We start from the raw sequence: 16,223 nt of genomic DNA, 5'->3' as shown, positions 1-16,223 counted from the left end.
GGAACCCTCGGAGCGAGTGGATGAGCCGCGTTATCAGCAAACAAAAATGGATCCTGGCCGCAACCACCGTACTCGCCGCGCTTGCGTTGAGCGTGGCGAATCATCGGGCCGATGCGGCGCGCGCCGTCAGCGTGTCGCCGCAAGGCAAGGTCGCCCAGGTGAGGCAGGTCGTCGTCAAGTTCGACGAAGCAATGACCGCGTTTGGCGGCCCCACTGCCGCCGCCCCGGCGAAGCTCGCATGTGACGGCGCGCCGGCCGCTGCCACGGCGGGCAGCGCGCGCTGGATCGACCAGAAGACGTGGGCTTTCGACTTCAACAGCGATCTGCCGCCCGGCGTGCGCTGCGCCGTCGATCTCAACGCGGGCATCAAGTCCGCCGCAGGCAACGCGCTTGCGGGTCCGAGTCACTTCACTTTCCAGACCGGCGGTCCGTTCGTGACGCGCATCGAGCCGCGTGGCGGCGACATCGAAGAAGATCAGGTCTTCGTGCTGCGCCTGAACGGTCCGGCCACGCAAGCCTCCGTGCTCGATCACCTCTGGTGCGAATCGAGCGCGCTCGGCAACCGCATCCCTGTGCGCATGACCGATGACGCGACCCGCACAGCTCTTCTCGAACATTTCCGCTACCAGAAAGAAAGCGATCGCGTGCTCACGCTCGCGTGCCAGCAACGGCTGCCGTCCGCGTCGAAGATGCAGCTCGTCTTCGGACAAGGCGTGACTGGGCCGAGCGGCATCCCGAACGACGTCGAGAAGCGCTTCGACTACACCGTGCGCGAACCGTTCAAGGCAGGCTTCACGTGCGAACGCGAGAACGCCAACGCGCCGTGCACGCCGCTGAGTCCGGTCCGCCTCTCGTTCACCGCGCCGATCAGCCGCGCGGACGCAGCGAAGTTCGTGTTGCGCGGGCCGAACGGCAGCGTCGCCCCGCGCTTCAATCCGGACGACAAGGATGCCGAAGTAAGCGCCGTCGAGTTCGCCGCGCCACTGCCGGAGCGCGCCGCGCTGACCATCGAAGCACCGTCGAACCTGAAGGACGTAAGCGGCCGCGCGCTCGCCAACGCGGACTTCTTCCCGCTCAAGACGGCCACCGCCGGGATGCCGCCGCTCGCGAAATTCTCGTCGGGATCATTCGGGATCATCGAGCGGTTCGCCGAACCGGACATGCCCGCCATGCTGCCGGTCACGCTGCGTCACGTCGAAGCGGACCTGCACGTGCAAGGGCTCAATGCCGGCGCTTCCAGGATCACCAAGCTCAAGCTCGATGCGGACACGGACATCCGCCAATGGATGCGAACCGTCGACGTGTTCAACGGCATGACGATGCCGCGCTCGAGCGTCCAGGCGCGCATGCCCGAAGCGTTGCATAACGGCATCGCGCCGGTCATCGTGCGCAATCAGGATGGCATCGTGAGCAGCGATCCGGCCATCGACATTCGCTCGCTGTCGCTCCTGACCAAGCGCGCGGGCGTCGAAACGCTGACGCTGCCCGCCGCCGATCCGAAGGCGCTGCGGCCGTTCGAAGTCGTCGGCATTCCGTTCGCGAAGCCCGGGTTTTATGTCGTCGAACTGGCGTCGCCGGCGCTCGGCGCATCGCTCTTGGGCAAGCAACAGTCGATGTTCGTCCGCACGTCGGTGCTCGTCACGAACCTCGGCGTGCATTTCAAGCAAGGGCGCGAAAGCAGCGTCGTCTGGGTGACGACGCTCGACAAGGGCAAGCCCGTGCCGAAGGCGCAAGTGCGCGTGACGGACTGCAACGGCGATCAGGTCGCCACCGCCACCACCGATGCGCTAGGCATCGCGAAGATCGACAAGCCGCTCGCGGCGGCGCGCGAGTGCGGCGAGCGGAGCCTGGCCTATGACGGCTTCTTCGTATCGGCGCGCGTGAACGATCCGGTCACCGGCCCCGACATGGCCTTCGTGCAATCGGACTGGAATCGCGGCATCGAATCGTGGCGCTTCAACGTGCCGACGGACATGAGCGTCACGCGCACCGCACGCGCCCACACGATCTTCGACCGCACGCTGCTGCGCGCGGGCGAAACGGTGTCGATGAAGCATCTGCTGCGCGTCGAGACGCTCGGCGGCTTCGCGTTCGCGAAGAAGTATCCGACGCGCGTGACCATCCGCCATATCGGCAGCGGGCAGACCTGGCATCTGCCGCTCGCGTGGGCCGCGGACCATAGCGCGGATTCCACGTTCAACGTGCCCGCAGCGGCGAAGCTCGGCGAGTACAGCGTATCGCTCGACGACGGCAAGTCCGGCGCAAGCAGCACGGACGACGAGGACAACGGCGGCCCGGTCAGCGAGTCGTACGCGACGGGCAGCTTCCGCGTCGAAGAATTCCGCCTGCCGGTTTTCAAGGGTTCCATTTCGGCCGGCGACAGCAAATCGCCGGGACTCGTCGCCGCGAAGGAAGCGCCGGTTTCGGTGCGACTCGAATACGTGCAAGGCGGGCCAGCGTCGAATCTGCCGGTGCAGGTGTCGGCGCTCGTGCGCGACGCGTACCCGTCCTTCGCTTCGCAATTCGCAGAATTCAGCTTTTCGCCGTATCGCAAGCCGGCGAACGATGGCGCAAGCGCGCCCGCCGAGGATCAGGAAGGCGATGGCGGCGAAGAGCAGCAAGGCGACTCGACGACGAAACTGGTCGCCGACAAGGTGCGCGTGACGCTCGATCGCGATGGCGCGGGCAAGCTGACCGTGATGCCGCTGCCCGCCGTCGATGCGCCGAAGCGCCTCGCGCTCGAAGCCACCTTTGCCGACCCGAACGGCGAGATTCAGACTATCAGCGGCGCGGCGACGCTCTGGCCCGCCGCTGTCGCTGTCGGCGTAAAGGCCGGGCATTGGGTGTCGGTCGGCGATACCGTGCCGGTTCAGGCGCTCGCGCTCGACCTGCAAGGCAAGCCGCGTGCGGGGGTATCGATCGAAATCAGAGGCATTGCGCGCGTGATGTCCAGTTCGCGCAAGCGCATGGTCGGCGGCTTCTATGCTTACGACAACCACAGCGAGACCAGCGACCTCGGCACGCTCTGCAGCGGCAAGAGCGACGATCACGGCCTGCTCTCCTGCGACGCGAAGCTGAAACAGGCGGGCAACGTCGATCTGATCGCGGTCGCGAAAGACGGCGACGGCCACGAAGCCAACGCGAGCACGTCGGTCTGGGTCACGCGCGAGGACGAACTGTGGTTCGGCGGCGAGAACACGGACCGCATCGACGTGTTGCCGGAAAAAACCAGCTACGAGCCGGGCGAAACCGCGCGCTTTCAGGTGCGCATGCCGTTTCGCGCGGCGACGGCGCTCGTCGCCGTGGAGCGCGAGGGCATCGTCGAAACGCGCGTCGTCGAACTGAACGGCAAGGATCCGACCATCGAACTGAAGGTGCAGGACGCGTGGGGGCCGAACGTGTACGTGTCGGTGCTCGCGCTGCGCGGACGCGTGCGCGAGGTGCCGTGGTACTCCTTCTTCACGTGGGGCTGGAAAGCGCCGGTCGAATGGGCGCGTGCGTTCTGGTACGAAGGGCGCCAGTATCAGGCGCCGACGCCGCTCGTCGATCTGTCGAAGCCCGCGTTCCGTTACGGGCTTGCGTCGATCAAGGTCGGCACGGCGTCGCACAAGCTCGCGGTCAGCGTGAGTCCGGACGCGAAGTCGTATTCGGTGCGCACGACGGCGCATGTGAAGGTGAAGGCCGCCCTGCCCGATGGCAAACCCGCGCCGGCCGGCACGCAGATCGCCGTCGCCGCCGTCGACGAAGCCTTGCTCGAACTCATGCCCAACCAAAGCTGGGACGTGCTCGACGCGATGCTGCAACAGCGCGCATACGGCGTGGAAACGGCGACCGCACAAATGGAAATCGTCGGGCGGCGTCACTTCGGGCGCAAGGCGGTGCCCGCGGGCGGTGGCGGCGGACACGGCGCGACCCGCGAACTCTTCGATACCCTGCTCCTGTGGAATCCGCGCGTCACGCTCGATGCCAACGGCGAAGCATCCGTCGATGTCCCGCTGAACGACGCGCTCACGCGCTTCAGGATCGTCGCGATCGCGGCTGTCGGCGCGGGGCGTTTCGGCACGGGCAGCGCATCGATCCAGACGTCGCAGGACCTGCAGCTCATCTCCGGATTGCCGCCGCTCGTGCGCGTCGGCGACGCGTTCCGCGCCCAGTTCACGGTGCGCAACGCGACGTCCCGCACGATGCGCGTCGTGCTTTCGCCGCACGCCGGTCCGCTCGCGCTCGATGCGCGGACCGTCGAACTGGCGGCGGGATCGTCGCAGGAAGTGGCCTGGGATGTAACCACGCCGGATGTGCTCGGCGCGAATGCTTCCGCCAGCCTCGTCTGGGACGTGAGCGCCAGCGAGCAAGGCACGGGCAAGGCCACCGACGCCGTGAAACTCACGCAGCGCGTCGTGGCAGCGATTCCGGTGACGGTGCAGCAGGCGACCATCGCACAGGTCGATGGCACGCTCGCGCTGCCCGTCGCGCCGCCCGCCGATGCGACTAAATCCGCCGATGGCGCGGTGCGCGGCGGCGTCGCGGTATCGCTGCAACCAAAGCTCGCGGACGGCTTGCCGGGCGTGCGCCGCTGGTTCGAGCGGTATCCGTACAACTGCCTCGAACAGCAGACCTCGCGCGCACTCGGCTTGATGGACGCCGCGCAATGGCAAGGCGTGCTCACGCGCATGCCGGCTTATCTCGATGGTGACGGCCTCGCGAATTACTTCCCGCCGTTCGACGATCAGCGCGCGAGCGGCAGCCCGGCGCTGAGTGCGTATCTGCTCGCCGTGACGGACGAAGCCGCGAAGGCGGACCGCCGCTTCGCGCTGCCCGCCGATCTGCGCGACCGGCTGACGGCGGGCCTCGCGAACTTCGTCGAAGGCAAGGTCGAACGCAAGTTCTGGGCGCCGCGCAACGATCTCGACTTCGAGAAGCTCGCGGCCATCGAAGCGCTCTCGCGCTACGGTCTTGCGCAGCCTCGCATGCTCGGCTCGATCACGGTTGCGCCGAACCAGTGGCCGACATCGGCGGTGCTCGACTATTACGCGATTCTGTCGCGCGTCGATGGCATTCCGAATCGCGAAGAGAAGCGCGCGCAGGCCGAGCAGATCATTCGTGCGCGGCTCACGTATCAAGGCACGCGCCTCGGCTTCTCCACCGAGCACGACGATGACCTCTGGTGGCTCATGACGAGCGTCGAGACGAACGCCGCGCGCACTGCCCTGCTCTTCGCCGATGCGCCCGGCTGGAAGGAGGAGATGCCGCGTCTCGTCGCGGGCCTGCTCGCGATGCAGCAGCACGGCGCATGGCAGACGACCACGGCCAATCTGTGGGGATCGCTCGCGGTCGGCCGCTTCTCGCGCCTGTTCGAGAGCACGCCGGTGACGGGCAGCACGGCGCTCGCGCTCGGCTCGTCGGTGCGTGACGTGAACTGGGATGCAGCCGCGCCGGCGGCGATGGCGTCGACGGTATCGGCCACGCCGGTCACGAAGACCGCCAACACGCGCAACACGATGCTGCCGTGGTCGACCGGCTCGCTCACGCTGACGCAAAACGGCACGGGCAAGCCGTGGGCGACCATCGAAAGCCTTGCGGCAGTTGCGCTGAAGGCGCCGCTCGCGGCCGGCTATCGCGTCACGAAGACGGTGACGCCCGTCGAGCCGGCGGTCAAAGGTGTGCTCTCGCGTGGCGACATCGTGCGCGTGCGGCTCGAGATCGACGCGCAAAGCGACATGACCTGGGTCGTCGTCAACGATCCGATTCCGGCCGGCGCGACCATCCTCGGCTCCGGGCTCGGCCGCGATTCCGAAGCGGCGACGCGCGGCGAGAAGCAGGACGGCGCGGCGTGGGCGACGTTCATCGAGCGCAGTTTCGACGGCTATCGCGCGTATTACGACTATCTGCCGAAGGGCGGGCTGAAGGTCGAATACACGATGCGGCTCAACAACGCCGGCACGTTCGGCCTGCCGCCGACGCGCGTCGAAGCGCTCTACGCTCCGTCGACTTTCGGTGCTTTGCCGAATGCGCCGATGGTCGTCAAGCCGCTCGCGGCAAAGTGACATCGTGAAGCGCGCCGCCTGCTTCGTCATCGCGATGGCACTCTGCGCGGCCGCTCACGCCGCGCCGGGCTTCGACGAGGTGCGCGCGAACTGGCGCAGCTCCGACTGGCTGCTGCTCGACCGCGACGGCGAAACGCTGCAACGCACGCGCATCGACAAGAGCGCGCGGCGCGGCGACTGGATCGCGCTTGCGGAGATGTCGCCGGCGCTGCGCGAAGCGATCGTCGTTTCGGAGGACAAACGATTCTACGAGCACGCGGGCGTCGACTGGCGCGGGGCCGCCGCCGCCGCGTGGGGCAACTTGTGGAACACGCGCACGCGCGGCGCATCGACGATGACGATGCAGCTGACCGGTCTTATCGGCGATGAAGGCAGGAAGCCGTCCGGGCGGCGGTCGCTCGCGGAAAAAGCGCAGCAGACGGTCAGCGCGTTGTGGCTCGAGCGCACGTGGCGCAAGGATCAGATCCTCGAAGCGTATCTGAACCTCGTGCCGTTTCGCGGCGAGATCATCGGGCTGTCGGCGCTGTCGCAGACACTCTTCGACAAGGCGCCGTCGGGCCTCGACGAGCGCGAAGCCGCGCTGGCCGCCGCGCTCGTGCGCGCGCCGAATGCGCCGTATGCGAAAGTCGCGGCTCGCGCGTGCCTCATCCTGCGCGACATGCAGTCCTTGCACGCAGACGGCAAACAGAAGGCCGCCGATCCCTGCGTCAATCTCGACAGCTACGCGCAACTGACGCTCACGCGCACGGCCTCAGCGCCGTCGTACGCGCGCGGCGGCGATGCGCTCGCGCCGCATCTCGCGCGGCGCATCGCGGGTGAAGTGCATCCCGCAGCCGGCGCGCGCGTGCGTTCGACGCTCGATGCGCGGCTTCAGCGCTTCGCCCGCGACACGCTCGCCCGCACGCTGGCCGAGCTGAACGCGCGCGCGCATCCGCGCAACGTGCATGACGCGGCGGCGATCGTCATCGACAATGCTTCGGGCGATGTGCTCGCGTGGGTCGGATCGGCGGGCGGCTTGTCGAACGCACCCGAGGTCGATGCCGTGCTCGCGCAACGTCAGGCCGGCTCGACGCTCAAGCCTTTTCTGTACGCCCAGGCGATCGACGAAAAGCGCCTGACCGCCGCCACGCTGCTCAACGACGCCCCGCTCGATCTCGCGACGGGCGGCGGCCTCTATATCCCGCAGAACTACGATCACGACTTCAAGGGCTGGGTGAGCGTGCGCACGGCGCTCGGCTCGTCGCTGAACGTGCCGGCCGTGCGGGCGCTCGTGCTGGTGACGCCGCATCGCTTTGCGAAGACGCTCGTCGCGCTGGGCCTGCCGCTGTCGCAAGCGGGCGATTACTACGGCTTCAGCCTCGCGCTCGGCAGCGCCGATGTGACGCTCGCGTCGCTTACGAATGCGTATCGGGCGCTGGCGAACGGGGGCATCGCGCGGCCGGTTTTCGATCTGGCGGACCATCCGGCGGCGCCTGCCGGAACGCGCGCGTTCAGCCCGGAGGCGAGCTTCATCGTCACCGACATGCTCGCCGACAACAACGCGCGCACCCGCACGTTCGGCTTCGACAGCGTGCTCGCTACCCGCACGTTCAGCGCGGTCAAGACCGGCACCAGCAAGGACATGCGCGACAACTGGACGGTCGGGTTCACCTCGCGCTATACGGTGGGCGTGTGGGTCGGCAACGCGGACGGCGCGCCGATGTGGGACGTCTCCGGCGTGACGGGCGCAGCGCCCGCGTGGAATGCGCTCGTCAACTATCTGCATCGGCGTACAGGCAGCCGCGCGCCCGATGCGCCGCCGGGCGTCGTGAAGACGCGCGTCGCGTATCAGGACAATATCGAGCCGGCGCGCGACGAATGGTTCGTGCGCGGCACGCAGATGGACCGGATCGGCCTGACGGCGACGGCTGCGGCGGCAACCCGCACCGTGCGCCTCGATGCGAAGGCCGCGAAAATCGGCGCACCGACCGACGGCACCATTTTCGCGCTCGATCCAGACATTCCGCCCGCGCGCCAGCGCGTGTGGTTCGAACGCACGGGCGGCGGCCGTCTTGTCTGGCGGCTCGATGGCAAGCCGTTCGGTCACGATGCCCGCGCCGCCTGGCTACCGTGGCCCGGCCGGCATGTGCTCGAACTCGTCGATGCGCGCGGCGACACGGTCGACAAGGTCGGCTTCGAAGTGCGCGGTGCGTTTGCAAAGACAGCCCGGCCGGCATCAAAATAGGTTGCCTGGATCACGCGAACATTGGCATCGCGAAAGTTCTCTCGCCGGCGATTGCTTCGCCGCAGGCTTCTTATCTCTCCGACGTTAAAGATTGTGCGCAAACGCGGCGCATCCTGCCGGGTCATGCAAAATGCCCACGGTCCCCGCTCAGGGCGGGAAATTGTCCTATGCTTGACGGCGTTGCCCGCCTGATTCCTTCGGCGGTACGTGCCTGAGCGTTTCCAATCCACTGTTTCGATTCCTTTGTCCGGAGTGTCGTCATGCTGAAAAAGCTGTTGATGCTGTGCGTTGCGTTCATGCTGTCCATCGGCGCCGCGTTGGCCGCCGTCGATGTCAATACCGCCGACCAAGCCGCGCTCGAAGCGGTGAAAGGGCTTGGGCCGGTAAAATCGAAGGCCATCGTCGATGAACGCACGAAGAACGGACCGTATAAGGACGCGGACGATCTCGCGAACCGTGTGAAGGGCCTCGGCACGAAATCGGTGGCGAAGCTGGAGGAGAATGGACTGACCATCGGCGGCTCGTCGCTGCCGCCGACCGGCAAGACCTCGACGCCCTCGTCGACGAAGCCGCAAGGCGGCGCGGCGCCCAATTCGACCGTCAGGTCATCGACGGCGGCGACGGCAGCGACATCCCCCGCGGCCACGAACGAGCGGACGCCGGCTGTGACGCCGGCGTCGGGCCCGTCCACTGCTTCCGGCAAGAAGAAATCGAGCGCGACGAGTGCCGCAGCATCGGCACCGGCCGCGACGAGCGACGCGCAAGCGTCCAAATCAAAGCGCAAGAAAGACAAAGCGGCGAGCGCCACGGCCGCCAGCGGTCTGTGATGCGCGACGTTACCCGAAAACCTTTTGTAGTGAGATAGAAATGAGCCTACTCGATATCCTCGCCTCCTCCCTCGGCAATTCTTCGCAACAAGGCGGCCAGAGCGGCGGCGGTCAGGCCGCGCTGATCGCGGCGGCGCTTGAGTTCGTCAACAGCCAGCCTGGCGGCATCGCGGGCCTGATTCAGCGTTTTCATCAAAACGGCGCGGGCGATATCGTGTCGTCGTGGATCGGCACGGGTGAGAACAAGCCGATTAGCCCGGGACTGCTGACTAATGTGCTCGGCTCCGAGAATGTCGGCGCGCTGGCGCAGAAGGCGGGCGTGTCGGGCGATCAGCTTTCGGGATTGCTGGCGACGGTGCTGCCGCATATCGTCGACCGTGCTACGCCGAACGGCGAAGTGCCGCCGGAAGGAAAGCTGGATCTGACGGGCGTGCTGGGGTCGCTGGGCGGCCTCGCCGGGCTGTTCGGGGGAAGCGAGAGCCCGAAGCAGGGATAAGACGCGGTTTGTCCCGCATTGGGATGACTTAAAAGCCCCGCCCGGCGAAGCCGGGCGGGGCTTTTGCTTTTTCGATTTCGTGGATTGAAGAAAGGCGCGCATGCGGTTCAAGCGAACCGATGGCGTTTCGCCGTAGTGGCGCAAGCACGCAGCTACGCGACAAACGCGATCACGCACGGCCCGCGCGATGTGCGGGCGCTGCTGCCGATGCCCGCGGAGGATGCTGCGATGGCGCGCAGTCGGCCAGGTTGGTGGGAGGTTCCCACGCGATCGACCCTCCCGCGTCTCACCGCTATCAGCTTTTTCAATTCACTATGCAGAAAGTGACAGTCCGTATGGGCTGAACAGCGAGGTGCATTTGATACGGCATCCAAACTAAGTACCGGAGCCACCGCATGCGGATTTCCGACTTCGGAATTCCGTACTACGATTCGAACGTTTTGCGACGATGGAAACGCCGCGACGGTTGCCAAGTCGTCGCTGACATGGACATCTCATTGCTGCGTGAACCGCCAAAAAGACTTCATTCAGGCGCAAGAGATCGCGCCGGGAGCGCGAGCCGTGCTTCATCAGGCTAGCCAGTTCTAACGACGTACTACTCAAGAAAAAAGGCAACGGTCCCCCGTTGCCTTCCAACCGCTCCCCCGCCTCAGCAAGGGAGCGAACCACACCTTAATGCACCACCCGGTCAAACACGAACTCGCCATCCCGGATATCAACCGGAATCACATCCTTAGGCCCAAAGCGCCCTGCAAGAATGAGCTTGGCCACCGGATTTTCGATCTCCTGCTGAATCGCCCGCTTCAACGGCCGCGCACCGAACACCGGGTCATAACCCACCTTCGCGATCTGCTCCAGGGCCGCATCCGACACGTCGAGCTGCATATCCAGCTTGGCCAGCCGGTCATGCAAGCGCTGCAGTTGAATCTTCGCGATCGACTCGATATTTGCCCGGTCGAGCGAATGGAACACCACGACATCATCGATACGATTCAGGAACTCCGGCCGGAAATGCAGTTTCACTTCCTCCCAGACCGCGTCTTTCACCTTGTCGTGCGGTTCGTCGACCATGCCCTGAATCACATGCGATCCGAGGTTCGACGTCATCACGATCACCGTGTTCTTGAAGTCCACGGTACGGCCCTGTCCATCGGTCATGCGGCCATCGTCCAGCACTTGCAGCAGCACGTTGAACACATCCGGATGCGCCTTCTCGATTTCATCGAGCAAGATCACGCTATACGGCTTGCGGCGCACCGCTTCAGTCAGATAGCCGCCCTCTTCATAACCGACGTATCCCGGCGGCGCGCCAATCAACCGCGCGACGCTGTGCTTCTCCATGAATTCGCTCATGTCGATGCGGATAAGATGCTCCTCCGAATCGAACAGAAACGCCGCAAGCGCCTTGCACAGTTCCGTCTTGCCGACGCCCGTCGGCCCCAGGAACAGGAACGAACCATACGGACGGTTCGGATCGGAAAGACCCGCGCGTGAACGGCGGATCGCATCGGCCACCGCGCCGATCGCTTCATCCTGGCCGACGACGCGCTCATGCAGCTTGCCTTCGATCTGAAGCAGCTTCTCGCGCTCGCCCTGCATCATGCGCGACACGGGGATGCCCGTCGAACGCGACACCACTTCCGCGATTTCCTCCGCGCCGACCTGCGTGCGCAAGAGACGCGGACGCGTCGGATTGTTCTGCTCCTGCGATTCGGCCTGCGTGACCTGCTTCAGCCGCGCTTCGAGCTCGGGCAGCTTGCCGTACTGCAACTCGGCGACCTTCTCGAGCTTGCCCTCGCGCTGCAAACGCGCGATGTCGGCGCGCGCTTTCTCGATCTCTTCCTTCAGTTGCGCGCTGCCCTGCACCGCGGCCTTCTCGGCGGTCCAGATCTCTTCGAGATCGGAATACTCGCGGTTGAGCCGCTCGATTTCCTCTTCGATGAGCTGCAGCCGCTTCTGCGACGCCTCGTCCTTCTCCTTCTTCACCGCCTCGCGTTCGATCTTCAACTGAATGAGACGGCGATCCAGCTTGTCCATCTCTTCGGGCTTCGAATCGATTTCCATCTTGATGCGCGACGCCGCTTCGTCGATCAGATCGATGGCCTTGTCGGGCAGAAAACGGTCGGTGATATAGCGATGCGACAGTTCCGCCGCCGCGACGATCGCCGGATCGGTGATTTCGACGCCGTGGTGAAGCTCGTACTTCTCCTGCAAGCCGCGCAGGATCGCGATGGTCGCTTCCACCGACGGTTCATCCACGAGCACTTTCTGGAAACGGCGCTCGAGCGCCGCATCCTTCTCGATGTACTTGCGGTACTCATCGAGCGTCGTCGCGCCGATGCAATGCAACTCGCCGCGCGAGAGCGCAGGCTTCAGCATGTTGCCCGCATCCATCGCGCCTTCGGCCTTGCCGGCGCCGACCATCGTGTGAATTTCATCGATGAAGACGATCGTCTGCCCTTCGTCCTTCGCGATGTCGTTCAGCACGGCCTTCAGGCGTTCCTCGAACTCGCCGCGATACTTCGCGCCGGCGAGCAGCGCCGCCATGTCGAGCGACAGCACGCGCTTGCCCTTGAGCGTCTCCGGCACTTCGCCGTTGACGATGCGCTGCGCGAGACCTTCGACGATCGCCGTCTTGCCGACGCCCGGCTCGCCGATCAACACGGGGTTGTTCTTCGTGCGGCGCTGCAAGATCTGAATGGAGCGGCGGATTTCGTCGTCGCGGCCGATCACCGGATCGAGCTTGCCGGCGCGTGCGCGCTCGGTCAGATCGACGGTGTATTTCTTGAGCGCCTCGCGCTGGCTTTCGGCGTCCTGGCTGTTGACCTGCGCGCCGCCTCGCACCGCGTTGATCGCGGCTTCCAGCGCACGCCGCGTGAGCCCGTGCTGCTTCGCGATGCGGCCGGCCTCGCCTTTGTCATCGGCGACCGCCAGCAGGAACATTTCGCTCGCGATGTAGGTGTCGTTGAGCTTCTGCGCTTCCTTGTCGGCGTTGTTGAGCAGGCCCGCCAGATCGCGGCTGACTTGCACGTTGCCATCGGTGCCCTGCACTTGCGGCAGACGGCCGATCGCGTCGTTGACCGCCGACTGCAGCGCCTGAACCTGCACGCCGGCATGCGACAGCAGCGAGCGCGCGGAGCCGTCGCGCTGCGCGAGCAACGCGGACAGCAGATGCACAGGCTCGATATATTGATTGTCGTTGCCGACCGCCAGACTCTGCGCGTCGGACAAGGCTTCCTGAAATTTGGTGGTGAGTTTGTCGATTCTCATTTTTGGACAGCTCCAATTCTGAATACGACGAAAATGAGGCGGTTTCGCCCGCTTTCAAGCACGGTTTCGCTCAACCAGCGCATTTTTTTGGGTCTTTGGCGCGCGGATGGCGTCCGCGGATTCGGCCATAGCGCGAACGGACGTTCAGCGCGGCGTATCGGACGATACGATCGCAATCGCGGGCCTGGCACCCTCATTCGCGACGCCCAGCAGCCGCGCGAGTTCGTTCTCCGGCTCGGAGAGTTCGGCAACGGTACGCTTGTCGAGTTCGGCGAGAAACGCATCGCGGGCGGCGGCGAGCGCGCCGCGCAACCGGCAGACCGGCTGGATCACGCAATGGCGATGATCGCTTTCGCGCGCGAAACAGCCGACGATCGCGAAATCGCTCTCCGTCGCCCGCACGATCTCTCCGATCGTCAGCGAACGCGCCCGCTCGGCGAGCCGCAGGCCGCCGCGCCGCCCGCGCACCGTCTCCACCCAGCCCAGGTCTCCCAGTTGCTGGACGATCTTCATCAGATGGTTCCGCGAGATGCCGTAGGCGTCGGCGATTTCCTGAATCGTCGAAAGGCCCGACGGCCGCACCGACAAGTAGAGCAGGACGCGCAACGCATAATCGGTGTAGTCGGTCAGTCGCATGATGTCGTGCGATGAGTGAAGAGCCGGGTGCGGCAATAAATCCGCGCGATCCCAAGGGGCGATCGACCCGCGTGGGCGTCACGCGGTCTAATATCCGGGCGCAGCCTGCATGAGACACGCATTTTGCGCCACATGAGTGCCTGTCGTCAGGAAATACCCCATCGACGTCTGCCCGACCGATTTACGCCATGAGTCAAGACCCACCGAGCGCCGCCGACACGCGCGAGCGCGAACCGAACGAAACCAACATCCGCGCGCTGGTCGAAGCGTTTTACCGCCGCGTGGACGACGATCCCCTGCTCGGCCCGATCTTCGCCCGCGAACTGGCCGGCCGCTGGGACGAGCATCTCGCGAAGATGACGACCTTCTGGTCGAGCCTCGTGCTCGGTTCGAAGCAGTATCGCGGTAACGTGCAGGAGGCGCATCGGCCGCTGGAAGGCATCGAGCCGCGTCATTTCGCGCGCTGGCTGTCGCTGTTCCTGAACATGGTCGAAGCGCGCTACGCGCCGGCCGCCGCGGTGCAGTTCATGGAACCGGCGTTGCGCATCGCGCAGAGTTTGCAGTTGAGCAAGTTCGGCTGGGACTACCAGATTCCCGTCGAACAAGAGGAACTGCTCGCGGCGCTGAAACGCCAGCGCACCGCCGGCAACGATGAGCCACGCTTTCCCGAGCGCCCCGCCGGCGAGCCATTTCCCGCGAAATTCGTCGGCAAGCCCGTTGACGAGCGATAACCATCAGCTTCCCGGCGTCGTCCAGCGCGCGAGCGCGGCGTCGTCGGATTCGCGGGCGTCCACCCAGCGCTCGCCGCGTTCGGTCTTCTCCTTCTTCCAGAAGGGCGCTTGCGTCTTCAGATAGTCCATTACGAACGCGCACGATTCGAACGCTTCCGCGCGATGCATCGCCGTCGTCGCGACGAGCACGATCTGATCGAGCGGTTTCAGCTTCCCCACGCGATGCACGATCAGCACGTCCGAGCCCGGCCAGCGCTCGCGCGCCTGATCGGCGATCGCTTCCAGCGACTTCTCGGTCATGCCCGGATAGTGCTCGAGTTCCATCGTCTCGATGGCGCTGCCTTCGTTCAGGTCACGCACCGTGCCGATGAAGCACGCCACCGCGCCGACCTTCGGATTGTCGGCGCGCAGTGCGGCGACTTCCGCGCCGAGATCGAAATCGGCTTCCTGCACGCGGATTTTGGCGGGCGTCGTCATGTCAGCCGCCCGTCACCGGCGGGAAGAACGCGACTTCGCAGCCATCGGTGATGCGCTGCGAGGCGTTCGTCATCACGTGATTGCAGGCCATGCGCAGCGCGCGGCCTTCCGCGAGCGTCTCGGCCCAGGCGCCGCCGCGCATGCGCAGCCAGGCGCGCACGTCGCCGACATTGACGACCGTATCCGGCACGCTCACGGTCTCGTTCGCGACGCCCAGCGCCTCGCGCACGCTCGCAAAAAATCTCAGTTCGACTTTCATTTACGCTGGTCCTTCGCCTTCGATTAGCGCATCAATTCTGAAAAGGGGATGAAGCGCACCATCTCGCCGGCGCTGATCGCATGATCCGGCGGATTGTCGATGAGTCCATCGCCCCATACCGTCGACGTTAGCACCGCCGAACTCTGGTTCGGAAACACGTCGAGTCCGCCCGTCTCGTTCACGCGCGCGCGCAGGAATTCGTTGCGGCGGTCGCCCTTCTTCTGCGTGAAGTCGGCGCGCATCGAGTAGACGCGCGGCGCGACGTGCGCCACGCCCGCCAGCCGCAGGATAAACGGCCGCACGAAGAGCAGGAACGTGCAAAAGCTCGATACCGGATTGCCCGGCAAGCCGATGAAATACGCCTCGTCCGGTTCGCTCGCCTGTCCGCGCCTCACCGCGCCGAACGCGAGCGGCTTGCCCGGTTTCATCGCGATCTGCCACATGGCGATGCGGCCTTCCGCCTCGACAGCGGGCTTCACGTGATCTTCCTCGCCGACCGACACGCCGCCGCACGTCAGAATCAGGTCGTGCTCGAGCGCGGCGCGGCGCAGGGTATCGCGGGTCGCGTCCAGCCGATCCGCCACGATGCCGAAATCGGTGACGTCGCAGCCGAGCTTCGCGAGCAGCGCGCGCAGCATGAAGCGGTTCGAGTTGTAGATCGCGCCGGGCGCGAGCGGCTCGCCGGGCATGCGCAGTTCGTCGCCGGTAAAGAAAATCGCGACGCGCACACGGCGCACGACTTCCAGCGACGCGCATCCCACCGATGCCGCAAGCCCCAGCGCCTGCGGCGTCAGTTGCGTGCCCGCCGGCAGGATCACCGCGCCGCGTTCGATGTCCGCGCCCTGCTGCGTGATCCATTCTCCCGCCTCGGGCGCTTGCGCGAACGCGACGCTCCCGTCGCCGGATGCGCGCGCCATCTCCTGCATCACGACCGCGTCCGCGCCCGGCGGCACCGTCGCGCCCGTGAAGATGCGCGCCGCCGTGCCCGCCGCGAGCGGCCCGGCCGTGTGGCCCGCCGGCACCCGCTGCGAAACCGGCAGCGCGACCGGCGCGGCGTCGCTGGCGGCGGCGAGATCGGCGGCGCGGACCGCGTAGCCGTCCATCGAGCTGGTGTGCATCGGCGGGACGTCGAGCGGTGAGATCACGTCGGCGGCCAGCACGCGGCCGAGCGCATCGAGCGTGTCGATGCGCTCGACGCCATCCACCCGGCGCGCGGCATCGAGCAGAAGGCCGAGGGCGTCGGCGGTGGCGAGCATCGG

The 16,223-nt window shown here is 65.9% G+C and carries 10 protein-coding genes; 5 read left to right on the top strand and 5 right to left on the bottom strand.

Going from position 1 to position 16,223, the window contains the following annotated elements; translation table 11 throughout:
- Positions 1 to 20 precede the first annotated feature (20 nt).
- From AB6804_RS15140 to AB6804_RS15125, 4 genes are all read left to right on the top strand, one after another.
- A complete protein-coding gene (locus tag AB6804_RS15140) occupies positions 21 to 6,044 on the top strand; it encodes an MG2 domain-containing protein (RefSeq protein ID WP_370887114.1) in 6,024 nt (2,007 codons plus the stop codon).
- Entirely contained in the window at positions 6,007 to 8,268 is a 2,262-nt protein-coding gene (gene pbpC / locus AB6804_RS15135) for a penicillin-binding protein 1C (protein WP_370887113.1), read from the top strand. Before AB6804_RS15140 ends, pbpC begins: the two co-directional genes overlap by 38 nt.
- 260 nt (positions 8,269 to 8,528) lie before the next feature.
- Positions 8,529 to 9,095: a ComEA family DNA-binding protein gene (locus AB6804_RS15130; protein ID WP_370887112.1), complete on the top strand. Its 567-nt coding sequence runs from the start codon at positions 8,529 to 8,531 to the stop codon at positions 9,093 to 9,095.
- A gap of 40 nt (positions 9,096 to 9,135) precedes the next feature.
- Positions 9,136 to 9,591, top strand: a complete 456-nt coding sequence (locus AB6804_RS15125; protein ID WP_035968237.1) for a YidB family protein — start codon at positions 9,136 to 9,138, stop codon at positions 9,589 to 9,591.
- A 672-nt stretch (positions 9,592 to 10,263) separates the two neighbouring features.
- Here the strand turns inward: AB6804_RS15125 and clpB are convergent.
- Together clpB and AB6804_RS15115 are read right to left on the bottom strand one after the other, a co-directional pair.
- Positions 10,264 to 12,861: an ATP-dependent chaperone ClpB gene (gene clpB / locus AB6804_RS15120; protein ID WP_370887111.1), complete on the bottom strand. Its 2,598-nt coding sequence runs from the start codon at positions 12,859 to 12,861 to the stop codon at positions 10,264 to 10,266.
- A 144-nt stretch (positions 12,862 to 13,005) separates the two neighbouring features.
- Entirely contained in the window at positions 13,006 to 13,497 is a 492-nt protein-coding gene (locus tag AB6804_RS15115) for an Rrf2 family transcriptional regulator (RefSeq protein WP_035970522.1), read from the bottom strand.
- A gap of 188 nt (positions 13,498 to 13,685) precedes the next feature.
- Here AB6804_RS15115 and AB6804_RS15110 point away from each other — a divergent pair, with 188 nt between their 5' ends.
- Positions 13,686 to 14,228, top strand: a complete 543-nt coding sequence (locus tag AB6804_RS15110; protein ID WP_370887110.1) for a group III truncated hemoglobin — start codon at positions 13,686 to 13,688, stop codon at positions 14,226 to 14,228.
- 3 nt (positions 14,229 to 14,231) lie between these two features.
- On the opposite strand, the gene moaE is transcribed toward AB6804_RS15110, so the two are convergent.
- From moaE to glp, 3 genes are read right to left on the bottom strand one after another with little or no spacing between them, the layout of a single operon-like run.
- Positions 14,232 to 14,705 (bottom strand): molybdopterin synthase catalytic subunit MoaE, encoded by a 474-nt coding sequence (gene moaE, locus AB6804_RS15105; RefSeq protein ID WP_370887109.1) that lies wholly within the window; start codon positions 14,703 to 14,705, stop codon positions 14,232 to 14,234.
- A 1-nt stretch (position 14,706) separates the two neighbouring features.
- The gene (moaD, locus tag AB6804_RS15100; RefSeq protein WP_370887108.1) at positions 14,707 to 14,964 is read right to left on the bottom strand and encodes a molybdopterin converting factor subunit 1; all 258 of its coding nucleotides are present in this window, start codon (positions 14,962 to 14,964) and stop codon (positions 14,707 to 14,709) included.
- A 23-nt stretch (positions 14,965 to 14,987) separates the two neighbouring features.
- Entirely contained in the window at positions 14,988 to 16,220 is a 1,233-nt protein-coding gene (glp, locus tag AB6804_RS15095; RefSeq protein WP_370887236.1) for a gephyrin-like molybdotransferase Glp, read from the bottom strand.
- Between the last annotated feature and the right edge of the window lie 3 nt (positions 16,221 to 16,223).

Source organism: Caballeronia sp. RCC_10 (assembly GCF_041360715.1).
GTDB lineage: Bacteria > Pseudomonadota > Gammaproteobacteria > Burkholderiales > Burkholderiaceae > Caballeronia > Caballeronia grimmiae.
This window is presented reverse-complemented; position numbering and strand designations above follow the sequence as displayed.